The organism is Streptomyces sp. SKN60 (assembly GCF_026236535.1).
In the GTDB taxonomy this organism is placed as follows: domain Bacteria; phylum Actinomycetota; class Actinomycetes; order Streptomycetales; family Streptomycetaceae; genus Streptomyces.
The window spans coordinates 37,763-61,685 of record NZ_JAHTMW010000014.1 but is presented as its reverse complement, the minus strand read 5'-3'; the positions used below and the strand labels follow the sequence as shown (position 1 = coordinate 61,685).

15 protein-coding genes are annotated in these 23,923 nt (G+C 73.6%); 11 read left to right on the top strand and 4 right to left on the bottom strand.

What is annotated here, in order from left to right:
* Positions 1–352 precede the first annotated feature (352 nt).
* From KV205_RS23455 to KV205_RS23445, 3 genes are all read left to right on the top strand, one after another.
* Positions 353–1,564, top strand: a complete 1,212-nt coding sequence (locus KV205_RS23455) for an NADP-dependent malic enzyme (protein WP_265866543.1) — start codon at positions 353–355, stop codon at positions 1,562–1,564.
* A gap of 199 nt (positions 1,565–1,763) precedes the next feature.
* Positions 1,764–2,729 carry a zinc-binding dehydrogenase gene (locus KV205_RS23450; protein ID WP_265866542.1) on the top strand — a complete coding sequence of 322 codons (966 nt, stop codon included), beginning with the start codon at positions 1,764–1,766 and terminating at the stop codon, positions 2,727–2,729.
* Positions 2,730–2,875: 146 nt separating this feature from the next.
* Positions 2,876–4,267 carry a cellulase family glycosylhydrolase gene (locus tag KV205_RS23445; protein ID WP_265866541.1) on the top strand — a complete coding sequence of 464 codons (1,392 nt, stop codon included), beginning with the start codon at positions 2,876–2,878 and terminating at the stop codon, positions 4,265–4,267.
* 32 nt (positions 4,268–4,299) lie between these two features.
* Here the strand turns inward: KV205_RS23445 and KV205_RS23440 are convergent, their stop codons facing one another.
* Both KV205_RS23440 and KV205_RS23435 read right to left on the bottom strand, forming a co-directional pair.
* On the bottom strand, positions 4,300–5,190 hold the full coding sequence (locus tag KV205_RS23440) for a helix-turn-helix transcriptional regulator (RefSeq protein ID WP_265866540.1): 891 nt from the start codon (positions 5,188–5,190) through the stop codon (positions 4,300–4,302).
* 1 nt (position 5,191) lies between these two features.
* Positions 5,192–6,085 (bottom strand): DUF4097 family beta strand repeat-containing protein, encoded by an 894-nt coding sequence (locus KV205_RS23435; RefSeq protein WP_265866539.1) that lies wholly within the window; start codon positions 6,083–6,085, stop codon positions 5,192–5,194.
* Between the two features lie 203 nt (positions 6,086–6,288).
* Between KV205_RS23435 and KV205_RS23430 the strand changes: the two genes are divergently transcribed.
* Entirely contained in the window at positions 6,289–7,134 is an 846-nt protein-coding gene (locus KV205_RS23430; RefSeq protein ID WP_265866538.1) for a hypothetical protein, read from the top strand.
* 15 nt (positions 7,135–7,149) lie between these two features.
* Here the strand turns inward: KV205_RS23430 and KV205_RS23425 are convergent, their stop codons facing one another.
* Positions 7,150–7,332, bottom strand: a complete 183-nt coding sequence (locus tag KV205_RS23425) for a DUF6104 family protein (RefSeq protein ID WP_019075209.1) — start codon at positions 7,330–7,332, stop codon at positions 7,150–7,152.
* A gap of 105 nt (positions 7,333–7,437) precedes the next feature.
* Between KV205_RS23425 and KV205_RS23420 the strand changes: the two genes are divergently transcribed.
* The 7 genes from KV205_RS23420 (at position 7,438) to fxsT (ending at position 19,717) form a co-directional block, all read left to right on the top strand.
* The gene (locus KV205_RS23420) at positions 7,438–7,959 is read left to right on the top strand and encodes a CU044_2847 family protein (protein WP_265866537.1); all 522 of its coding nucleotides are present in this window, start codon (positions 7,438–7,440) and stop codon (positions 7,957–7,959) included.
* Positions 7,956–10,040 carry a trypsin-like peptidase domain-containing protein gene (locus KV205_RS23415; RefSeq protein WP_265866536.1) on the top strand — a complete coding sequence of 695 codons (2,085 nt, stop codon included), beginning with the start codon at positions 7,956–7,958 and terminating at the stop codon, positions 10,038–10,040. The genes KV205_RS23420 and KV205_RS23415 overlap by 4 nt, the downstream gene beginning before the upstream one ends.
* A gap of 619 nt (positions 10,041–10,659) precedes the next feature.
* Positions 10,660–11,700 (top strand): MoxR family ATPase, encoded by a 1,041-nt coding sequence (locus KV205_RS23410; protein WP_265866535.1) that lies wholly within the window; start codon positions 10,660–10,662, stop codon positions 11,698–11,700.
* 7 nt (positions 11,701–11,707) lie between these two features.
* A complete protein-coding gene (locus KV205_RS23405) occupies positions 11,708–14,875 on the top strand; it encodes an SAV_2336 N-terminal domain-related protein (RefSeq protein ID WP_265866534.1) in 3,168 nt (1,055 codons plus the stop codon).
* Positions 14,876–15,060: 185 nt separating this feature from the next.
* Complete coding sequence (locus KV205_RS23400; protein ID WP_265866533.1) at positions 15,061–15,255, top strand: hypothetical protein; 195 nt, start codon at positions 15,061–15,063, stop codon at positions 15,253–15,255.
* Between the two features lie 99 nt (positions 15,256–15,354).
* Complete coding sequence (locus KV205_RS36335; RefSeq protein ID WP_265866532.1) at positions 15,355–16,632, top strand: HEXXH motif domain-containing protein; 1,278 nt, start codon at positions 15,355–15,357, stop codon at positions 16,630–16,632.
* Between the two features lie 61 nt (positions 16,633–16,693).
* Entirely contained in the window at positions 16,694–19,717 is a 3,024-nt protein-coding gene (fxsT, locus tag KV205_RS23390) for an FxSxx-COOH system tetratricopeptide repeat protein (protein ID WP_265866531.1), read from the top strand.
* A 101-nt stretch (positions 19,718–19,818) separates the two neighbouring features.
* Here the strand turns inward: fxsT and KV205_RS23385 are convergent, their stop codons facing one another.
* On the bottom strand, positions 19,819–23,622 hold the full coding sequence (locus KV205_RS23385) for a multifunctional oxoglutarate decarboxylase/oxoglutarate dehydrogenase thiamine pyrophosphate-binding subunit/dihydrolipoyllysine-residue succinyltransferase subunit (protein ID WP_265866530.1): 3,804 nt from the start codon (positions 23,620–23,622) through the stop codon (positions 19,819–19,821).
* Positions 23,623–23,923 lie beyond the last annotated feature (301 nt).

The following is a 23,923-nucleotide window of genomic DNA, read 5'->3' as shown; positions in this document are numbered from 1 at the left end:
GGTGCCCAAGGGACCGTAAATTCTCCTGTTCATCTCGCCATTCGGACGACACGAAGACGGCTATTCGGGTGCTCGGGGCACCTATCGGACATCGAGTGACGAGTCATTCTCTATCCGTGCTCCGTTCAGGGCCGGTAGCACTCGGTATGAGTCGCGTCACCGAGGAGGTATCGACTCGTCTCCGGACCCGTCTGTCCGGTAAGAAGGATCCTTACACCCCTCATCCGGGGCTCAGGGCGCGTTGTGCGGCGCGCCCGCGCGGCTGCCAGACAAGGCGGCCGCGGGACCCACCCACCCCTCCTCAACCGGGAGTGGCCACCCTCAAATGAAGAAGACTTAAGGGGTCAACCCAATGGCAGCGGAGATCGTCAATCCTCGCAGCGAGACCGGTACGGAAGGGGCTCCCGAGGAGCCCTTCGACCCGGCGTTCGCGCTGCACCGCGGCGGCAAGATGGCCATTTCGGCCACGGTGCCGCTGCGCGACAAGGACGACCTGTCCCTCGCGTACACGCCCGGCGTCGCCAAGGTGTGCACGGCAATCGCGGAGCAGCCCGAGCTGGTCAACGACTACACCTGGAAGTCCCAGGTCGTCGCGGTCGTGACCGACGGCACGGCGGTGCTCGGCCTCGGCGACATCGGCCCGGAGGCCTCCCTCCCGGTCATGGAGGGGAAGGCCATCCTCTTCAAGCAGTTCGGCGGCGTGGACGCGGTTCCGATCGCGCTCGCCACCACCGACGCCGACGAGATCGTCGAGACCGTCGTCCGGCTCGCCCCGTCCTTCGGCGGCGTGAACCTGGAGGACATCTCGGCGCCCCGGTGCTTCGAGATCGAGCGCAAGCTCCAGGAGCGCCTGGACATCCCGGTCTTCCACGACGACCAGCACGGCACCGCGATCGTGACGCTCGCGGCCCTGCGCAACGCGGCAAAGCTGACCGGCCGCACCCTGGGCGACCTGCGCGCCGTCATCTCCGGCGCGGGCGCGGCCGGTGTGGCCATCGCGAAGTTCCTGCTGTCGGCGGGCATCGGCGACGTCGCCGTGACCGACCGCAAGGGCATCGTGAGCAGCGACCGGACCGACCTGACGGACGTCAAGCGCGAGATCGCCGGGCTCACCAACAAGGCGGGCCTCTCCGGCTCCCTGGAGACCGCCCTGGCCGGCGCGGACGTCTTCATCGGCGTCTCCGGCGGTACGGTGCCCGAGGCGGCCGTCGCGGCCATGGCGCCGAACGCCTTCGTGTTCGCCATGGCCAACCCGAACCCCGAGGTGCACCCCGACGTCGCGCACAAGTACGCGGCGGTCGTGGCCACCGGCCGTTCGGACTACCCGAACCAGATCAACAACGTCCTCGCGTTCCCCGGCATCTTCGCCGGCGCGCTCCAGGTCCGGGCCTCCCGGATCACCGAGGGCATGAAGATCGCCGCGGCCGACGCCATCGCCGGCGTGGTCGGCGACGACCTGTCCGCGGACTGCGTGATCCCGTCGCCGTTCGACGAGCGCGTGGCCCCGGCCGTCGCCTCCGCGGTCGCCGCCGCCGCCCGCGCGGAGGGCGTCGCCCGCCGCTGACGCGCAGCGCGTATCGCGCCCCGCGCCTCGTGCGCCGCGCAAGTCGAGAGGAAGCCTCGCCCGGGTTCGGCCGAACCGGGCGGGGCTTTCGCGTGGGTGGGGCTTTCGTGTACGTGCCGTGCCGGGGCCTGGATGAGGGACGCGCGTCACAGCGGGGTGTGGTTACGCGATCACCGGGTGCGCGCCTAGGGTCGGGGCCATGTTCGCTGCCTATGCCGCCCGAATCGACCGCGACCAGCCGCTGAACGGCCTCGAACTGGGGGAGCGCCCCGAGCCCGAGGCGCGGCCCGGTTGGACCACCGTCACCGTGAAGGCCGCCTCGCTCAACCACCACGACCTGTGGTCGCTGCGCGGGGTCGGACTGCCCGAGGAGAAGCTGCCGATGATCCTCGGCTGCGACGCCGCGGGCATCGACGAGCACGGCAACGAGGTCGTGCTGCACTCCGTCATCGGCCAGACCGGCCACGGCGTCGGCCCCGACGAGCCGCGCTCCATCCTCACCGAGCGCTACCAGGGGACCTTCGCCGAGCGGGTCACCGTCCCCAGCTGGAACGTGCTGCCCAAGCCGAAGGAGCTCTCCTTCGAGGAGGCCGCCTGTCTGCCGACCGCCTGGCTCACCGCGTACCGGATGCTGTTCACCAACGCCGGTGTACGGCCCGGCGACTCGGTGCTCGTGCAGGGCGCGGGCGGCGGTGTCGCGACCGCCGCGATCGCGCTCGGCAAGGCGGCCGGGCTGCGGGTCTACGCCACCAGCCGCGACGAGGCCAAGCGGAAGCGGGCCGTCGAGCTCGGCGCCGTCGAGGCCTACGAGCCCGGCGCGCGGCTGCCGCAGCGCGTCGACGCGGTCATCGAGACGGTCGGCGCCGCCACCTGGTCCCACTCCGTCAAGTCGCTGCGCCCCGGCGGCACCCTGGTCATCTCCGGCGCCACCAGCGGCGACCGCCCCGCGCACGCCGAACTCACCCGGATCTTCTTCCTGGAGCTCAAGGTGGTCGGCTCCACCATGGGCTCCAAGGACGAGCTGGAGGACCTGCTGTCCTTCTGCGCGGCCACCGGCGTCCGCCCGGTGATCGACGAGGTGCTGCCGCTCGACCGGGCCCGCGAGGGCTTCGAGAAGATGGCGTCCGGCGAGCTCTTCGGAAAGATCGTCCTGAAGACGGACTGAAGACGGACTGAAGACGGACTGAAGACGGACTGAAGACCTTCCGAAGACCTCCTGACCGACCTCTTGAACCAGGACGCTTGTCCTGATGGGATCTCCGGCATCGCGAAAAGGTGAACAACGCTCACATCGCTTGCCGGAGGTCCCCCTTGTTGCGTACCACTCTCGTGGCGGGCGCCCTCGCCGCCGCGCTCCTCGCTCCCACCGCCGCCCCGACCGCCGCCGCCCACGCCGACACCGGTGGGACGATCCCCGTCCTCACCGACGCCAAGGGCCGCGCCCTCACCCTGCGCGGCTGGAACGTCGAGGACAAGGCCCACCGCGGCGAGCAGGCCCTCTCCGCCATCACCGAGAAGCACTTCCGCGACATGCGGGCCAAGGGCTTCAACTTCGCCCGCCTGCTGGTCTTCTGGGACGACCTGGAGCCCCGCCCCGGCCAGTACAGCCAGGACTACCTCCGCAGGATCGAACGCATCCTGGACTGGGCGGAGAAGTACGACGTCAAGGTCCTCATCGACGCCCACCAGGACGTCTTCGGCCCCGCGTTCGGGCACCGCGGCATCCCCGAGTGGGCCACCCGGACCGACGGACTGCCCTTCGAGCGCAACCCCGACGACTGGTTCTCCGAGTACTTCCAGCCCGCCGTGCAACGCGCCTTCACCCACCTCTACGAGGACGCCGACCTGCGACGCGCCCAGGCCCGGATGTGGCGCGTCCTCGCCGAACGCTTCGCCGGCCACCCGGCCGTCATCGGCTACGACCCCATCAACGAGCCCATGGGCGAACTCCGGGAGGGCGAGGACCTGCCCACCGCGGCCCGCCGCATCGAGCGCGAGCAGCTCACCCCGATGTACAACCGCCTGGCGGACGCGATCCGTTCGGCCGACCGCGACGCCTGGGTCTTCGTCGAGCCGACCCCGATCGTCGGCGAGGGCGTGCCCACCGGCCTCGGCCGGATCGACGACCCCAAGGTCGTGTACGCCCCGCACTTCTACAACACCGGCATGGAGGCGGGCGCGGACTACGACCCGGCCGCCGGCTGGATCGAGAGCTACGAGCAGGCGGTGACCCAGTACCCCAAGGAGTACAAGGTCCCGGTGGTCGTGGGCGAATGGGGCCCGCTCAACAACTCCCTCCCGAACATGAACCGCTTCTACCGCGAGGCCATGGTCTCGCTCGGCCGCTACAGCTCCGGCTGGGCGGGCTACGTCTGGTGCTACGGCGGCGGCTACTGCGCGGTGAACGGCGACGGCACCTTCCGTACGAACAAGGAGCTCACCGCCGAGCCCTACGCCGAGGCCGTCGCCGGCACCGTCCGCGCCTCCTCCTACGACGCCGCGGCCGGCGTCTACCGCCTGGAGTACGACGCCGCCGGCTCCCGCGGCTCCCGCGTCACCGAACTCTCCCTGCCCCCGGGCGCGTGGCAGGTCGCGACCCGGGGGAGGGCGATCGTGCTCCGCCCCGCCCAGGGCAAGGCCCTCGTCCTCGCCACCCCGGGCACCCGGGTGACGGTCACGGTGACCGCCACCGACCGCGGCTGACGGGGTCGCGGTCGACCCGGCGGGGGAGGGGGCTACGGCCTGCGGCGGTCCGGGGCGAGCAGGGACAGGATGCCGTCCGCCGCCGTCGCCAGATGGCGGCGGGCCTCGGCCAGCTGGTCGCGGCTCACGCCGTGGTCGCGGGCGGCGTCGCGGACGTCGTCGCGGAAGCGGTCGAGCAGCCGGTCGAGCTCACGGGCCGGCTCGGCGGCGCCGTCGATGTCCTTCGCCCAGTCGGAGACGGCCTGTTCGGGCGAGCTCGGCCGGCCGGCGGCCGGGCCGTGGGTCGTGCTCGTCACCAGGTTGCCCAGCTGGGCGGTGATGTCCGAGATGCCCTCCCAGACGCCCTTCGGCCAGTCGCCGCCCTTCAGCCGGTCCTGGAACTGGTCCTGGAGCTGCTGCGCGATCCGCTGGTACTCCTTGGCCTGCCGCTTGGCCGACTGCGCCTCCGCCCGTGCCTGGCGGGCCTGTTCCTTCAGCTCCTGCTTCGCCTTGCGCAGCTCCTCCCGGGCGTCGAAGGAGGCCGAGGCGCCGGCCGTACGGGAGGCGGTCGCCGCCGCCCGCATCTCGCTGCGCAGCTTCCCGGCGGCGCCGCGCACGTCGTCGCGGATCTCGGCGGCCAGTTCGGAGACGGACTCGCGGATCTCCTCCTCCAGATCGGCCAGTTCGCCGCCGCGCCCGGCCAGCTCGGCCCGGCCGGCGTCGGTGATCGAATAGACCTTGCGGCCGCCCTCGGTGGCGTGGGTGATCAGGCCCTCCGCCTCCAGCTTGGCGAGCCGCGGGTAGACCGTGCCCGCCGAGGGCGTGTACAGGCCCTGGAAGCGCTCCTCAAGAAGCCTGATCACCTCGTACCCGTGGCGGGGGGCCTCGTCGAGCAGCTTGAGGAGATAGAGCCGGAGCCGGCCGTGGGCGAAGACGGGCGCCATGTCAGAGGACCTTTCCGGATGCGGGGGAGGCGGCGGACGAGCCGTCGCCGTCGCCGTCCGGCCCGTGCTCGGGCTCCGGCTCGGGGCGGCGCAGCAGGGCGATGGAACCGGAGACGGTGGTCGCCTTGAGGGTGCCCTGGCCGGCGCCCAGCGTGCCGGAGATGGAACGGGTGCCCCAGGAGCCGCCGATCCGCAGGTCCTCGAAGGCGCTCGACACGGAACCGCTGGTGGTGCTGGCCTCGACCCGCGCGTCCGCCGGGTGCGGCAGCCGGATCGCGACCTCGCCGGAGACGCTGGTGAGGCGGATGTCGGCGGGCGGCCCGTCCTGACCGGCCGCCGGGTCGAGGTCGATGACCATGTCCCCGCTGACCGTCTCGGCCTTCACCGCCGAGCCGGCGCCGTCGATCACGGTGACGTCGCCCGTCACCGAGTTGATCTGCAGCGCGCCGGTGACCGACTGCGCCTCCAGGTTCCCGGAGATCGTCTCGGCGCGCACCGGGCCGGCGAGGCCGACGAGTGTGGTGTCGCCGGTGACGCCGCGCACCGCCGTGCGTCCCCTGACGCCGGAGATCACCGTCTCGGCGCCGATCGCGCCGACCTCGACGTCGGTGCCGGCCGGCACGGCCACGGAGACCACGACCCGGCGCCGGTGGCCCTTGGGGTCGAGCCACTTGAGGATGCCCTTCCAGTGCAGGTCCTCATAGCTCACGACCAGCGTGGAGCCCTGCTGGGAGACGATCAGCGGCGGGCCCTCGATCTCCGAGATCTCCACCCGCGCGGAACTCTCGTCGGTCCCCACCACGTTCACCGCTCCGTTGACCACACGGACCTGGAGCCGCCGGACGGGGTCGGTCAGCGGGATCTTGCGAGGCTCGGTGACGGACCACTCTGTCATGGTGCTGCCCTCCCGTGTCACGGTCACGATGTCGACTGCGACGCAACATATCGCGTCTTCCGATAGACACGATATATCGCGGTGCGGTCAAGTCAACCCTGACTCGCCCCGGGCGGAGTCGAGCCCGACCCTGACAGGGGTGGGTGGGTGTGCACTCCGGGGCATTCACCCCTCAAAGCGGACAATTGCCCTACGTTGGGGGGATGATTGTGACATCGGGAACCCGCTCCGCCGGAGCGCTGCTGCTCTGCCGCGCCGAGCCCCCGGCGGTCCGCCCGCCGGCCCAGCTGCTCCGCGAACAGCTCCTCCTCGCACCCGCGGGCCCCGACTGGAGCGTGCTCGTCCCGGAGGGGAAACCCTGGCTCGACGACGGCGAACCCGTCGAACGCGTCGTCACCGGCTGGGCCACCGCTCTTGCCGTCGGCGCCGCCACCTGGCCGGTTCTCGCCCTCTGGTGGGACACGGACCGCGCCGGACTCACGCTGGCCGCCGGCTTCCGCCGTACCGTCGGCTACACCTGGCTGGCCGACGGCACCCCGGTCGGCGAGGACGAGGCCATGCGGACCTTCGCCGCCCGGCTTGCGCTCGACCCCGTGCTCGACGTCCAGGCCCTGGAACCGCTCACCCGGCCCGACCCGGACGCCGACGCCCACGCCCGGCTCGTCGGGCTCGTCGCCGTCCTCGCCCGCACCGGACTCGCCCTGCCCGCCGGCCTCACGCCCGGCGACAGCGCCGACCGGCTGCGCTCGGCGGCCCGCGCCCAGGGCGCCGAACTCCTCGAATGGTCCGGCTGGCGGGACGCCGTACGCGCCGAACTCGACGCCGTCGAGGACACCCGCATCGGCCCGTACCTGCGCGGTCCCCGCGCCCGCGTCATCGCCGCCGCCCAGCTCGTGGCCGGTCTTCCGCTGCTCGCCTGGGGGATCGGCCGCCGCAGCGGCGGCTGGGCGACGGCCGGCGCGCTGCTCGTCGTGCACGGGGCCGCCGGCCTCGCCTACGACCGTCTCTACGACCGCCTCTACGACCACCTGCCGGAAGCCGCCCCCTGATCGCGCGACCGGCGCCTACTCGTCGTCGTCCTCGTCGTCGAGCCGCGCCAGCCAGGTCGCGAGGCGCTCGACCGGCACCTCGAAGTCGGGATTCAGATCGACGAACGTGCGCAGCTGCTCGGCGAGCCACTCGAAGGTGACCTCCTCCTCGCCGCGCCGCTTCTCCAGTTCCTCGATGCCACGGTCGGTGAAGTACATGCGATCAGAATAGGCCGTGGTCAGCGGAGCCGACCGCGTCCCCTGTTCCTCTTGAGCACCACGGACTAGCCTCTTTCATCATCGTTTCGGGGAGCGGGGGCCGCTGTGACGGATGGAATCGCCCGGATTCGGCTGGACGACGGCACGCCCGTGTGGGCCCGGGTCAGCGGGGCGGAGGAGCTGCGCCGGGGCGTCCCCGGCGGCGCGTTCCAGGACACCGGGATCGGGGACCGGATCGGGGACCGGGTGGTCTCCATGGCCGGCGGCCTCACGGACGTGGTGCGCGGGGTGGTCGGCTCGCTGCGCGCCGGACTCGACCCGGAGGGCTCGGTCGAGGTCGCGGTCAGCTTCGGCATCGAGCTCTCCGCGCAGGCGGGCAAGGTGATCGGCGTGCTCGCCGACGGCGGCGGCAAGGCCTCGATCAACGTCTCCCTGACCTGGACGGAACCCGGCCGTCCGGCCGAGGACGGCGCCACGCGCGCGGAGGACGCCGCCGCACCCGCCACCGCGCCCGTACCCGCCTCCGTACCGCCCATGCCACCGGCCCCGCCCGCCCCGCCTGCCGCGCCCACCCTGCCCCTGCCCCCGCCCGCCGCCTCCCCGGAGAACGGCCCTGGCGCCGTATGAGCGCCTTCGACGCGCTCGTGCGCCCCGCGCTCGTGCGCATCGCCGCTCCCGGCGACGGGTATGACCCGCACGGCGACCCGTTCTGGGGCACGGGATTCTTCATCGCCCCCGGCTGGGTGCTGACCTGTGCCCACGTCGTGGCCAAGGGGGGTAGCGCGGTGTGGAGAGAGGAACCCGCCGTCGGCATCACCTGGGAGGGCGGCCGGACCACCGGCCGGCTGGTGCTCGCCAAGCCGCGCCCCGCCACGCCCGACGAGGAGCTCGGCTTCTGGGAGTTCCCCGACCTCGCGCTCGTCCGGGTCGAGGGCGCCGAGGGCGCCGCCTGCGTACGGCTCAGCGAGCGCCCGCCCACCACCCCCACCCAGGTCAGCCTGCACGGCTGGGCCCGGCAGACCGGCGAGGTCGGCGTCCGGGACGTGCTCGGCACGGCGTACGGATTCGAGGCCGGCGCCCTGCTCCTCAAGTGGGGCGTCCCCGTCGAGGGCTGCTCCGGCGGCCCGGTCGTCGACCTCACCCGGGGCGCCGTCATCGGCGTCAACAAGGGCCGCGGCCAGGACGAGGGGGCCGCCGTGCCGCTCACCTCGCTGCGCGAGCTCCACGACGTGCCCGGCGGCCAGGTGCTGCACGAGGTCCTGCGCGCCCACGACCGGCACCACCTCGCCCGCCACCGCTCGCTCCGCTCCGGACGCACCTGGACCGACGGCCAGATGGCGCTCTGGCCGGCCGCGGCCCGCGGGGTCAGCCCCGCCCGGCGCACCCAGCTGTACGGGCGGTTCGCCGAACTCCCCTCGCCCACCGGCCCCGGCGAGGTGATGGCCCTCGTCGACGCGGTCAAGCGCCGGGTCCTGCACCCCGACTACCAGGCCGTCCTGGAGACCGACGCCCGCACCTGGCGCGACGGCGTGGGCCTGCTCCACGAACTGCACAAGGGCGAGCGGGAGGACGGGCGCGGCAGCACCGACCTCGGACTCGACGCCGTGCTCCTCTACGCGGCGCACGTCGTCCGCCACCTCACCGAGCGCTACGGCGCCGAGGCCGGCCCCGGCACCCCGACCGCCCTCGGGCTCGGGAGCCTGGTCGACTGGATCACGGACGAGTCCGGCGACGCCCACGCCGCCGTGCGCGAGGAGATCGCCGCCCTGCTCGACCCCGCGCCGGCGGACCCCGTCGCCCCCGCCAGGGCGGCCGGACCGCGCGCCGACGTGCGGATAGAGATCGACTCCGTGCCCTGGGCCACCGGCGCCCCGCGCTACACCTGGCGCGTGATGCTGCTCTTCGACGGCCGCACCATGACCCCGCTGGCCGGCCACGACGAGGGACTGCTCCGGGAGCAGCTCCAGGACAGCCTGCGCGGCCCGCTCGACGAGGCGCTGGGTCACGGGGACAGCGGCGACCACCTCGCCGCCGTCGAATTCGTGGTGCCGCGCGAGCTGTTCGACGTGCCCTTCGACACCTGGCGGCTCGCGCCCGAGGACGAACCCTTCGGCGAGCGCTCCCTGCCGCTCGGCCAGCGGCGCACCGTCGTCCTCCGCGACCGCCACCGCGGCCGCCGCCGGCCCTCCCCGGAGTGGCACCGGCGCTGGCGGGGCAGCGAGGGCGGCCCGCTGCGGGCCGTGCCGCTGCGCGCCGAGGTGCTCGCCGCCGGCGCCGAGGCGCACGCCCCGCAGCTGCGCAAGGAGAGCCGGACCGCGTCGTACGAGCGCCTGGACGCGGCCCCCGACGGCAGCGTGCCGGTCTTCTGCGGCGCGGTCGGTACGGGCGACGGCCGGCGCGCCCTGGACGCCGCGCTCGCCGCCGGGCACCCGGTCGCGCTGTGGCGGCACTCGGCCCGCGAGCACGGCGACTGCCCCGAGTTCCACAAGGGCGCCGGGGTGCTGCTCGCCGGCGCCGGCGCCGCCGACGGCCTGCACCGCCCCGTGCGCACCCTGCGCCGGCGCGTGGGCGACACCGAGGCGGACCCCCGGGAGCGGGCCGAGCACGCCTGGGCCGAGGGCCTGGCGGTGCTCTACGACCCGCCCGACCGCCCGCCCTTCGAGGCCCCGCTGGAGGGCCCGTCGCTGCTCGGCGAGGACGAGCGGTGACCCGTACGGGGCGGAATGGGGGACCGGTCAGGGTCAGGGCCTGTCCGGCGGATCATGGCCGGGTCCGCGACTCCCCCAGAGCTTCGCCTGGGTGGTGCCCCCAGCACGGCACGCCCCCTGGGCCCTGCGGGCCCGGTGGGGGTACCACCGGCGAAGCCAGGGGGCGGACCCCCACGCCGCTTCCCCTCGGCCCTGGCGGGCCTGGGGAGACCCCAAGCCGAAACGTCCCGATAGCTCCGCTGTCGAGACGCTCCGGCGCCTTGCGATGCTTCCCCTCGGCCCTGGCGGGCCTGGGAAGACCCCATGCGCCAGACGCCGCGGCCTGTCCGACCCTGATCCGCCGGACAGGCCCTGGGGCGGGAGTCCTGGCGGGGGTCCGGACGGTTGTCCGAGTGGGAGCCCGTGCGAGGCCGTTCGGCGCCGCGCGGACTCAACACGGCCGCGACGGGGCAGTTTCGACGGGGAAGCCGCACGGCGCGGGCCGGCGGGTGCGGACCGGCTTCGGCCGTTCGGGTCAACTCGCGCTCGACGGGGCTGGATTGGCCGGAGACGGACCGGAGGTCCGAGCGGTACGGTCGACGGGGGTCGGCACAGGCATCACAGCCAGGAGGGGTCAGGCGTGAACGATTGGCGGATCTACCGTGGGGCCGGCCATCCGCACGACGAGATACGGCGACTGCCCGCGCCGCCGCCGTGGCGGGACTTCTCCGCGGGCGGCGCCGACGACACCCTGGCCGGCTCCGACCGGCGGCTCGGCGTGCGCCGCCGGCTCGTGCAGAACCACCATCCCCGGCCCGCCGAGACCGACGCCGTCAACGCCGCGCTCTATCTGCGCCGTCCGCTGCTCGTCACCGGCAACCCCGGCACCGGCAAGTCCACCCTCGCGCACGCCGTCGCTCACGAGCTGGGCCTCGGGCGGGTGCTGCGGTGGCCGATCGTCAGCCGCTCGACGCTCCAGGACGGCCTCTACCGCTACGACGCGATCGGCCGCCTCCAGGACGTGCAGCTGGAGCGCGCCCGCGCCGAGTCCCGTACCGCGGACGGAGCGGGGGACGGCGCGGGGGAGGGCGGTGCCGCGAGCGCGGCCGGCATCGGCTCGTATCTGCGGCTCGGGCCGCTCGGCACCGCGCTGCTGCCCTCCGAGCTGCCCCGCGTGCTGCTCATCGACGAGCTCGACAAGAGCGACCTCGACCTGCCCAACGACCTCCTGAACGCCCTGGAGGAGGGCGAGTTCGCGATCCCCGAGCTGGAGCGGCTCGCCGACCGCGAACCCGTCGTGAAGGTCCTCACCGACGACGGACGCAAGGTGCCCGTGTACGGCGGACGGGTCCGCTGCACCACCTTCCCGTTCATCGTGCTCACCTCCAACGGCGAACGGGACTTCCCGGCCGCCCTGTTGCGTCGCTGCATCCGCCTGGAGCTGGAGGCGCCCGGGGAGGAGCAGCTCAACGCCATGATCGAGGCCCACCTCGGGGCCGACGCCGCGGCCGCCGAACCCGGGCTCGTCGCCCGCTTCCTGCACCGGGAGCCGGGCGAGGTCATCGCCACCGACCAGCTGCTCAACGCCCTCTATCTGACCCAGCACGCCCCCCGCGCCGAGCGGGTGACCCGGGACCGCATCGCGGACATGCTCATGCAGCCGCTCGATCAGCCGAGGTGATGGCCGGATGCACCGGATGCATCTGGAAGAGCTCACCCGCAGACTCCGGGCCGGCGGGCAGGACCCGACGGCCGAGGAGATCGCGGACGCCGTCTGGCTGGCCCAGTGGCTGCCGCGCGCCGATCCGGCGGGCCGGGCCGGGGACCCGCCACCGGGCCCGCCGGCCGCGCCCGGCACCGACGAGGACCGCCGGGATCCGGCCACCGGGGCCGGGGCCGACGGCGGCTCCGGAACACCCGCCACCGACGCCCCACCGGACCCGGAGGCACCCGAGGCCCCGACAACGGCCCCGGGCCGGCCCGCCGAGACCGTCGACCTGCTGATGCCGAAGGACGGCGGCGGACCCGGCGACGGCCCCGGCGGACGCGCCGTCCCCGCGCGCGGCGGCGGCGCCGCGCTGCCCGTCCGCGCGCCCGGCGCCAACGCCCTGCCCGGCCTCCTCGGCCTGCAGAAGGCGCTCCGGCCGCTGCGCCACTACGCCGCCGGGCTGCCCGCCCGTCCCGGCAGCCGCCGCCTCGACGAGGAGGCCACCGCCGAGCGCAGCGCCGCCTCCGGCATCCTCACCCCCGTGCTGCGCCCCGCCGCCGGCCAGCGCCCCGACATCCAGCTGCTCATGGACACCGGGCCCGCGATGGTCGTGTGGACCCGGATGGTCGAGGAACTGCGCCAGGCCTGCCAGCAGTCCGGCGCCTTCCGCGACGTCCGGGTGCACCGCCTGCACGACACCGGCGAGGGCCCGCCGCTCGTCACCACCACCACCGATCGCGACGGGCGGCCCCGGCTCCGGCCCGGCGACCAGCTCCACGACCCCACCGGGCGCCGCCTCACCCTCGTCGTCTCCGACTGCGTCGGCCCGCTCTGGCAGCGCGGCGCCGCCCAGAAGCTCATCCACCAGTGGCCCCGGCACTCCCCGCTCGCCCTCGTCCAGCCGCTGCCGCCCCGGCTGTGGCCGCGCACCGCGCTGACCGTCGAACCCGGCACCCTGGAACGGCCCGCAGGGCCCGGCGGACACGTCCGCTTCGAGCCCGACGAGCCGGACTGGGAGCCCGTCGCCGCCGACCTGCGCGCCGTGCCCGTGCTCACCCCGACCCCCGAGGCCTTCGCCTCCTGGGCGCGGCTGCTCACCGGGCACGGCGGGGGAGCGGTACGCGGCTGGGCCGCCCGCATCGGCCCCGTACCGTCCGGATCCGCACGTCCGGCCGATCCGGCGCACCCCGGGGCCGCCACCCGGCGCGGCGACGACGAACTCCTGCGCGCCTTCCGGGCCGGCGCCTCGCCCGGGGCGGTCCGGCTGGCCGTGCACCTTGCCGCCGCCCCGCTCGCGCTGCCCGTGATGCAGCTGGTGCAGCGCGCCATGCTCCCCGACACCGGCCCCATGGAGCTCGCCGAGGTGCTGCTCAGCGGGCTGTTACGGCGGCTGCCCGGCCCCACCCCGTACCCCTGCTACAGCTATCCGCCGGCCGTCCAGGACCATCTCCTCGGCTCGCTCGACCGGGGCGCCGCCGCGCTGGTCCTGAAGCACTGCTCGGAGTTCGTCGAGCGGCACTTCGGACAGGGCATGCGCAACTTCCCGGCGCTCGCCGCCGCCCGGCTCGCCGGGCACGGCACCGACGAGGAACCGGCCGTCGCAGGCGCCGCCACCGTGCCCGTGGAGGACGACGAGCCGCAGGCGGGCGCCGCCACCGAGCTCTTCGCCCGCATCCCCGCGCGCGTGCTGCGCTTCTACCACCCCGACCTCGTCACCCCCGAACCGCTCGCCGCCGCCCGCCGGCTGCTCGACCAGTGGCGCGGCCAGTCCGACCCCTCGCTCCTCGCCTCCGCCCGCGAGCTCGCCGAGACCGCGCTCGGCGCCGACGGACCGCCCGCCCGCCCCGAGGACCTCGCCGGGGCCCGTCTGGTGCTCGGCCAGGTGCTGTACGCGCAGGCCGGCACCGCCGCCGTACGGGACCGGGGACAGCGCCGGGAACTGCTCGACCGGGCCCTGGCCGAGCTCGTACGGGCCGGGGAGCTCGCCGCGCCCGGCGGCCCGGACTGGGCCGAGGCCCGGCTCGAACAGGCCGCCGTCCAGCATGCGCTGTGGCGGCACACCGAGGAGACCGACCGGCTCGACGCGGCCCTCGCCGCGCTCGCGGGCGACCCGGCCGACTGGCCCGAGAGCCACCGGCACGCCCTGCGGGTGCGGCGCGGCCGGCTGCACCTCGCGCGTACCGAAGGCGCCGAGGCCGCCGCCGAGTTCACCGCCGCGCTCGCCCTGCGGACCACCGGCCCGGTGCTGCTCGACCTGGCCGACGCCCTCCACCTCGCCGCCGCCCCGCCCGAGGGCGTCGCCGACGCCCTCGACCGCGCCGAACCGCTGCTCGGCGACTCCCTCGCGCTGCGGCTGCGCTGGACCACCGCGCGGGCCCGGCTGTACGAGACCACCGGCGACGGCCCGGCCGCCGACGAGGCGTACGAGAGCGCCACCCTGCTCACCCCCGCCGAGGGCGAACAGCGCGGCCGGCTCCTCCTCACCTGGGGCGAGTCCCTGCTGCGCCGGGCCGCCGCCGACACCGGGACGGCGCCCGTCGACCGCGCCGAGTCCGTCCTGCGCGAGGCCCTCACCTGCCTGCCCGCCACCGCCGGGGTCCGCTCCCGGGCCATCGTCCTCATCGGCAGCGTCCTCGCGCTGCGCTTCGACCGCGCGGGCTTCCTGCCCGACCTCTTCGAGAGCCGCCACCTCCTCGACCAGGCCGTCCGCACCACCCGCGACCCGGCCGCCCGCGCCGAGGTCCGGCTCCAACTCGCCTGGGTCCGCCTCCAGCTGAGCGAGGCCGCCCGCGACGGACGCCTCGCCGACGCCCTCACCGCCTACCAGCACGCGGCCGAGGACACCCGCACCGCCCACGGCACGAACCCGGGCACGGTGACCCTGGCCCGCGCCCTGCACGGCCAGGGCGCGGTCCTCCTCCTGATGGACCGGCTGGCCGCCGCCGCGACCGCCCTGCGCGCCGCGGCGGAGCAGTGGCGGCGCCTCGACGGCGCCCTGGTGCCGGTGGACTGGGCGGACGTGGAGCGGACCCGGACGCTGCTCGCCGAGGTCACGGCCGTGCCGGCTCCGGTGCCGGGCAGGCTCACCCGGGCGGAGCGGAAGCGCATCGCCCCGCCGTGGTGGGCCTGGCGCGGCGGGGACACGTAGGCCGTGCGATCCGGAGGGGTCCGGACGCCACGGCCGGTACCGCCCTGGCGGAATCGGGACGGCTTGATAACGGGGGCGTGCATGGGCGCAGTTGAGTCGAACGGGTTTCTGGGTTCGGCCGGTCGGGAAGAACCGGTCCGCCGCTACGACCGTGGGGGACAAGGGTCGGTGAGGAGGAGCCGAGGGTGTTGCAGCACATGGAGTGGGTGGCCGGCGTCGACAGGACCGACGGGCGGCCGCGCCGCATGCCGGATCTCACCGGCGTCGACCTGCGGACCTTGCGCTTCATGGACGATCCCGACCTGTCGGCCGCGATCGAGCGGGTGCTCTGGCAGACGCAGGACCTGGCCGACTCCTGGATGGAGGACAGAGCCCGCTGACCTTAGGCGGACCGGCCGGACCGGCCCGACCGACCGGTCGTTTCCGGCCAGATGCCCGTGGGGAGCGCAGGGCCCGCAGCGGTGGGGAGGGAGGCGCGAGTGAAGACCGTGCCGCTGTCCCCGGCCGCCTTCGCGCGTCTGGCCCGGACCAGCCCCGACCCGGCCGGGCTCACCCTCCTCGGCTCCGCCCTGCACACTCGGCGACTGCTGCTCCTCAAGGCGCTCCTGGTCCGGGTGCAGCGGCACCGGGAGGCCGTCGAACCCGGCGTGCTCGCCGGGTTCGAGCGCTCCTGGGGGCTGCTCGAACGGGTCGAGCGGCAGCACCCCGCCGTGGTCCGGGGCGTCCTCGACTACCCGTCGACCGGGGTCTGGCTGGCCGCCGCGCTCGCCGAGCCCGCCGGGCCGGGCCTCGACCGGCTGCTCGCCCGCTTCGACGCGCTCGCGCTCACCGCGGCGCTGCGCTGCGGCAGTCCGCTCGACCTGACCGTCGCGACCCCGGACGGCCTCCTGTCGTTGCCCGGCGTGGGACGCCTGCGGGTGGCCGCCGGGCGGGTCCGGGTCGGCGCGGACGGCCGGACCGCGCGGTTCCACCCGGACGGCGCCCGGGCCGCGCTGCCCGCCGGACTGGCCCTCATGGACCGGCACCGCGGCGTCCTCGCCGGCCACGGCCCGGGCTGGAGGGCGGTGCACCGGCTGCCGGGCGGCACCGCCCGGCTCGACGACCTCGATCCGTACCGGGTGCCGGCCGACGCGGGCGGCCCGTCCGTCGGCACCGCCGCCGAGCACGCCGACACCGACCACGCCGCCTGGTCCGACCGCTGGCGCGCCGCCCGTGAGGTGCTGCTGCGCACCGACCCGGGCCGGGCGGCCGAGGTCGCCGGCGCCGTCCGGGTGGTCGTCCCGCTCGTCGGGCACGGCCCCCGGCACCTCGGCGCCACCCTGAGCGCCGCCCCCGGGGCCGTACTGACCTCGCTGCCCGCCGAGGGGCAGGGCATGGCCGAAACCCTCGTGCACGAGCTGCACCACAGCAAACTGGCCACGCTCCACGAGATCGTGCCGCTGTACGGATCCGGGCGGGACGCCGTCCACCGGGTCGGCTGGCGGCCGGACCCGCGGCCCATCGCGGGCGTGCTGCACGGCGCCTACGCGCATCTGGCCCTGGCCGATCTGTGGCGGCGCGCGGTCACCGCCGACGGGGTCCCGAGGGCCTGGCGGTCGGGTGCCGGGCAGCAGTTCGACGACATCCACGATCAGGTGGGTGAAGCCCTCCTGATCCTGCTTGAATCCGATGAACTGACTGCGGAGGGACGGGAGTTCGCGGACCAAATGAGGCAGCATCATGCGAGCCTGGGCGCGACTCCCCTCGCCGCCGGGTAACACTGTGCCGACGGCACATGACACTGCGTTGCGCGCGGGAGCGGGACGGGAGACACGACAGATGGCGGAACAGCGGTCGGGCGGTGCGGCGGAGCACGGAGGCAGGGGTGCGCCGGAGCACGTCCTCGTGGTCTTCCCCGGCTATCACCGCCCGTGGGCGAACTGGATCAACCAGCGGCTCGACGCCCACGGGGTGCGGGCCAGCCTGCAGCGCTGGGACCCGCCGCGCGAGGTGCCCCTGGAGGACTCGCTCGGCGACCTGCTGCTCGCCCGCGGGCACGTCCTGCTCGTCCTGGACGACTGGTTCTTCCAGCTCGGCCCGCGCGCGGCCGGCGAGTGGAACGACGTGCTCCGCGGCTTCGTCGCCGCCCACGCCGAGCGGTTCGCCGCCGTCAACCTCACCAACCGCACCCTGCTCCCGGCCACCGCCGTCCTCGAACCCGTCAGCCTCTGGGGCGTCGGCGAGGAGGAGGCCGAGGCCCGGCTGCTCAGCCGGCTCGGCGTCGAGCCCGGGCGCACCACCGGCCGCCGGCTGCCCGCCACGGCCCTGGTCCGCTTCCCGGACACCCCGCCCGAGATCTGGGGCGAGATCCCGCGCCGCAACCCGCGCTTCACCGGCCGCGACGACCTGCTCACCGAGCTCCAGGAACGGCTCATGGACGCCGAGCGGGGCAACGCCGCCTGCACCCTGCTCGGCATGTCGGGCATCGGCAAGACCCAGATCGCCGCCGAGTACGCCCACCGCTTCAGCTCCGACTACGACGTGGTGTGGTGGGTCAGCTCCGACGACCGCAACGTGCAGCGCGACCGCTTCGGCGAACTCGCCGCCCAGCTCGGCCTCACCACCGGCAACGAGCCCGGCGAACGCATCCGCGCCGTCCGCGAGGCGCTGCGCCGCGGCGCCCCGCACTCCCGCTGGCTCGTCGTCTTCGACGGCTGGGACGACACCGACGGCGCCGGGGTGATCCTGCCCCAGGGCCCCGGCCACGTCCTCGTCACCTCCCGCAACCGCGGCTGGGGCGACCACACCGACATCCTCGAAGTCCCCGGCTTCGACCGGGCCGAGTCCACCGGCTATCTGATGCGGCGCGCCCCGCACATCACCGCGCCCGAGGCCGACGAGGTCGCCGCCGAGTTCGGCGACGTACCGCTGCCGCTCGTCCAGGCCGCCGCCTGGCTCGGCGAGTCCCGCATGGAGGTCACCGAGTACCTGCGGATGGTCCGCGACGGACGCATCTCCGCCGTGGACGAGCCCTCCGGCGGCGACGGCATCCCCAACGCGTCCCTCACCTCCTGGTCGATACTGATCAACCGGCTCCGGCGCTCCCAGCCGCAGGCCATCGACGTGCTCAGCCTGTGCGCCTCCTTCGCCCCCGGCCGCATCCCGCTCGGCGTCGTCCGCGCCTATCCGCAGGCCGAACTCCCCGAGGACCTGCGCTGGATGGTGACCGACCTGGCCGCCTGGTCCCGGGCCCTGGACACCCTCGTCAACTACTCGGTGCTCAGCCGCGAGTCCCGCGGCCCGGTGGCCGGCGGGGAGCTGGGACCCCAGCAGGAGTCCGTGCACATGCACCGGCTCGTCCACGACATCGTCTCCCGGCTCACCGACGGCGAACACCGCTCGGCCCACCGCAAGGCGGTGCGCACCCTGCTCGCCGAGGCCGACCCCGGCAACCCCCTGGACAGCCGGAACTGGCCCCGGTACGCCGAACTCCTCCCGCACCTCGAACCCTCCGGCGCGCTCGCCAGCCGCAACCCGCGCGTGCAGACCGCCGTCCTCAACTGTCTGCGCTACTGCTTCCGCAGCGGCGAGTTCAAGGCCGGGGTCCGGCTCGCGGAGCGGATCCGCGAGAACTGGTCCACCTTCATGGACCCGGTCAGCCCCGAGATGCAGGAGCTCACCAACCAGGAGAGCTACATCCTGCGCCGCTACGGGCGCTTCCGCGACGCCTACCAGCTCGACCTCGCCCTGCGCGCCCGGATCGAGGAGGCGCCCACCCCCGACCCGCTCGCCTCGCTGCGCTCCTCGGTCTCCATCGCCAACGACCTCCGCTTCCTCGGCCAGTACCAGGAGTCGGAGCGGATGCAGCGCGAGATCCTGGCCGAGACCCAGCGCCTGCTCGGCGAGAACGAGTTCCTCACCCTCGTCGCCGGCAACAACCTGGGGATCGCGCTGCGCCTGCTCGGCCGCTACCAGGAGGCGTACGACCAGGACATCGCCACCCTCGCCCGCGCGGAGAACACCCTCGGCGCCCTGCACTCGCAGACCCTCACCATCAGCAACAACGTCGCCCACGACCTGCGCCTGCTCGGCCACTACCGGGAGGCACTGGCCCGCCAGGAGGCCGGCGTCCGCGTACACGTCCGGATCCTCGGCCCCCAGCATCTGCAGACCCTGTACGCCCGCGCCCAGCTGGCCCTGTGCCGGCGCCGCGAGGGCGGCTTCCAGCAGGACCTCGGCGCCACCATGGCCAGCCTCCTCGAACAGCTGGAGCAGGTGCACGGCCGCACCCACTACGTGACGCTCTCCTCCATCAACAACTACGCCAACTTCCTGCGCGAGCACGGCGACCTCGACCACGCCCGCGAACTCAGCCAGGAGGCCGAGGCGGGCTACCGCTCGCTGCTCGGCCCCGCCCACCCCGTCGCCACCGGCGTTCTCGCCAACACCGCGCTGGTGCTCCAGGCCTCCGGGCAGCGCGCCGACGCGCTCGCCATCCTGGAGGCCGCGCTCGCCGGTCTGACCGCCTCCCTCGGACCCGACCACCCCTGGGTCCTCGGCTGCGCCCTCAACGCCTGTGCCGCCCGCAACTTCAACGGCCGGGTGGCCGACGCCGCCGAGCTCAGCCGCGACACCCTGCGCCGGGCACGGCACACCCTCGGCAACGAGCACCCGCTCACGCTCTCCTGCCAGGTGGCGCTCGCCACCGACCTGCGCGGGCTCAGGGAGAACGAGGAGGCGGGCAAGCTGGAGGAGGACGCCCTGCTCACCCTCACCCGGACGCTGGGCGCCCAGCACCCGCACACCCTCTCCGCGCGCCAGCGGAACCGCCCGTACTGGGACTTCGAGGCCAACCTCGGCTGACAGCCCGTACGACCGCGTACGAGCACGCGAAACGCCGGAGGCCCGGCCCCCCTTTCGGGGAGCCGGGCCTCCGCACGCACAACCGCTCCGTACGCCTCGGATCAGGCGTCGAAGACCTCCGCGACCAGCTGCGCCTGCTCCGCCTGGTGACGCTTGGCCGAGCCGACCGCCGGGGACGAGGAGTGCGGGCGGGAGATCCGGCGCAGGCGCTCGCCCGCCGGGATGTCCGCGCCGACCGCCAGGTCGAGGTGGTCGATCAGGTTGAGCGCGATGAACGGCCAGGCACCCTGGTTCGCCGGCTCCTCCTGGGCCCACAGGTACTTCTCGGCGTTCGGGTACTTCGCGATCTCGGCCTGCAGCTCGGCACCCGCCAGCGGGTACAGGCGCTCCAGACGGATGATCGCGGTGTCCGTGACGCCGCGCTTCTGCCGCTCGGCCTCCAGGTCGTAGTAGACCTTGCCGGCGCAGAAGACGACCTTGCGGACGTCCGCCGCGTTCACCGAGTCGTCGCCGATCACCGGGCGGAAGCCGCCGGTGGTGAACTCCTCCACCTTCGACGCCGCGGCCTTCAGACGCAGCATCGACTTCGGGGTGAAGACGATGAGCGGCTTGTGGTGCGGGTTGTGGACCTGCCAGCGCAGCAGGTGGAAGTAGTTCGACGGCAGCGTCGGCATGGCGACCGTCATGTTGTCCTGGGCGCACATCTGGAGGAAGCGCTCCGGGCGCGCGGACGAGTGGTCCGGGCCCTGGCCCTCGTAGCCGTGCGGCAGGAGCAGCGTGACGCCGGAGGTCTGGCCCCACTTCTGCTCGGCCGAGGAGATGAACTCGTCGACGACGGTCTGCGCGCCGTTGACGAAGTCACCGAACTGGGCCTCCCAGACGACCAGGGAGTCCGGGCGGGCCAGCGAGTAGCCGTACTCGAAGCCCATCGCCGCGTACTCGCTGAGCAGCGAGTCGTAGACGTTGAAGTGGGCCTGCTCGTCCGTCAGGTAGAGCAGCGGGGTGTAGTCCTCGCCGGTCTCCTGGTCGACCAGGACCGCGTGGCGCTGGCCGAAGGTGCCGCGGCGGGAGTCCTGGCCGGAGAGCCGGACCGGGGTGCCCTCCATCAGCAGGGAGCCGATGGCGAGGGTCTCGCCGAAGCCCCAGTCGATGGTGCCGTCGTCGATCGAGGCCGCGCGGCGCTGCAGCTGCGGCAGCAGACGCGGGTGGACCGTGACCCGCTCCGGGATGTTGACCTGCGACTCGGCGATCCGCTTCACGACCTCCTGGGAGACCGCGGTGGTCACGGCGACCGGGAACTGCGGCTTCGCGTCCGGGACCTGCGCCTGGGCCGGCGCCGAGGTGGCCTCGCGGACCTCCGCGAAGACCTTCTCCAGCTGTCCCTGGAAGTCCTGGAGCGCCTGCTCGGCCTCTTCCAGGGTGATGTCGCCGCGACCGATCAGCGACTCGGTGTAGAGCTTGCGCACCGAACGCTTCTTGTCGATCAGGGTGTACATCTGCGGGTTGGTGAACTGCGGGTTGTCGCCCTCGTTGTGACCGCGGCGGCGGTAGCAGATGAGGTCGATCACGACGTCCTTGTTGAACGTCTGGCGGAACTCGAAGGCGAGCCGCGCGACGCGGACGCAGGCCTCCGGGTCGTCGCCGTTCACGTGGAAGATCGGCGCCTCGATCATGCGGGCCACGTCCGTCGCGTACATGGAGGAACGCGAGGACTCGGGGGCCGCGGTGAAGCCGACCTGGTTGTTGATGACGATGTGGACCGTGCCGCCGGTGCGGTAGCCGCGCAGCTGCGACATGTTCAGCGTCTCGGCCACGACGCCCTGGCCCGCGAAGGCCGCGTCGCCGTGCAGGGCGACCGGCAGGACGGTGAAGTCCGTGCCGCCCTTGTTGATGACGTCCTGCTTGGCGCGGGAGACACCCTCCAGGACCGGGTCGACCGCCTCCAGGTGGGAGGGGTTGGCGACCAGGGAGACCTTGATCTGCTCGCCGTCGAGACCGGTGAAGGTGCCCTCGGCGCCCAGGTGGTACTTCACGTCGCCGGAGCCGTGCATCGACTTCGGGTCGAGGTTGCCCTCGAACTCGCGGAAGATCTGCGCGTACGACTTGCCGACGATGTTGGCCAGGACGTTGAGGCGGCCGCGGTGGGCCATGCCGATGACGACCTCGTCGAGGCGGGACTCGGCCGCCGAGTCGATGACCGCGTCGAGCAGCGGGATGACGGACTCGCCGCCCTCCAGGGAGAACCGCTTCTGGCCGACGTACTTGGTCTGCAGGAAGGTCTCGAAGGCCTCCGCCGCGTTCAGCCGGCGCAGGATGCGCAGCTGCTCCTCGCGCTCCACGCGCGCGTGGGGACGCTCGACGCGGTCCTGGATCCACTTGCGCTGCTTCGGGTCCTGGATGTGCATGAACTCGATGCCGGTGGTGCGGCAGTACGAGTCGCGGAGCACGCCGAGGATGTCGCGGAGCTTCATCATCGACTTGCCGGCGAAGCCGCCGACCGCGAACTCGCGCTCCAGGTCCCACAGGGTGAGGCCGTGCTCGGTGATGTCCAGGTCGGGGTGCTTGCGCTGCTTGTACTCCAGCGGGTCGGTGTCGGCCATGACGTGGCCGCGGACCCGGTAGGAGTGGATCAGCTCGAAGACCCGCGCGGCCTTGGTGACGTCGTCGTCGTGCGAGGCGTCGATGTCCTTGAGCCAGCGGACCGGCTCGTAGGGGATACGCAGCGACTTGAAGACGTCGTCGTAGAAGCCGTCCTCGCCGAGGAGGAGGTTGGCGACGATCCGCAGGAACTCGCCGGAGGCCGCGCCCTGGATGACCCGGTGGTCGTAGGTCGAGGTCAGGGTCATGACCTTGGAGATGCCCAGCTTGTTCAGGGTGTCCTGGGAGGTGCCCTGGAACTCGGCGGGGTAGTCCATGGAGCCGACGCCCATGATGACCGACTGTCCGGGCATCAGCCGCGGCACGGAGTGGACGGTGCCGAGGCCGCCGGGGTTGGTCAGGGAGACCGTGACGCCGGAGAAGTCGTCCATGGTCAGCTTGCCGACGCGGGCGCGCTTGACGATGTCCTCGTAGGCCTGCCAGAACTCGAAGAAGTTCAGGGTCTCGGCCTTCTTGATGCCGGCGACGACGAGCTGGCGGTCGCCGTTCGGCTTCACCAGGTCGATCGCCAGACCGAAGTTCACGTGCTCCGGCTTGACCAGGGTCGGCTTGCCGTCCTTCTCCGCGAAGGAGTAGTTCATCGACGGCATGGCCTTGATCGCCTGCACCATCGCGTAGCCGATCAGGTGCGTGAAGGAGATCTTCCCGCCCCGGGCGCGCTTCAGGTGGTTGTTGATGACGATCCGGTTGTCGAAGAGCAGCTTCACCGGGACGGCGCGGACGGACGTGGCCGTCGGCATCTCCAGCGAGAGGTTCATGTTCTTCGCGACGGCGGCGGCCGGGCCGCGGAGCGTGATCAGCTCGGGGCCGGCGGGCGCCTCGGTGGCCGGGGCCGCGGCGGGCTTCGCCGGGGCGGCCTTCGCGGGGGCCGGGGCGGCCGGAGCGGCCTTCACCGGAGCCAGGGCGGCGGCCGCGGGCTTGGCCGCGGTGGGGGCGGCGGGCGCGGGCACGGAGGCCGGAGCGGCGGGAGCGGCAGGCGCGGCCTGTGCGGGGCCCGCCTGCGGCGCGGCGGGCGCGCTCGGGGTGGTCGGCGTGGTGGCGGCCGGGGCGGGGGTCTCCGCGCCACCGGGCTTGTAGTCGGCGAAGAAGTCCCACCAGGCACGATCGACCGAATTCGGGTCCTGGAGGTACTGCTGGTAGATCTCGTCGACGAGCCACTCATTGGCACCGAAGGCGGCGGCGGGGGACTTCCCCTGCCCGTCCTGGTCGGTCGGGGAGCTCGGGGTACTGGGGGACTGAGACGACACGGCGGCAACCGCCCTCTTCCGCTTCACAAGGTGATGGACAGCGGAAATAAAGGCTACGCCTCCCTGGCCTGGAGGTGCAGGCCGGGCACTCCAACGTCGCGCAAGTCACACTTGACGGGGTGTTTCGCCGCTGTGAATGGCGGGAAACAAGCGTGGTTCCGGTGCAGTGAGGGTACGGAGCAGCGTGGCTGCGGCCCGCTGGACCGCACCCCTGACCGGTTCCGCGCGTCACCTGTACGAATCCCGCACGGGGCAGTCGTACACGTACACGCAGAACGAGAGCTTCCGGTTCGAACCCTAC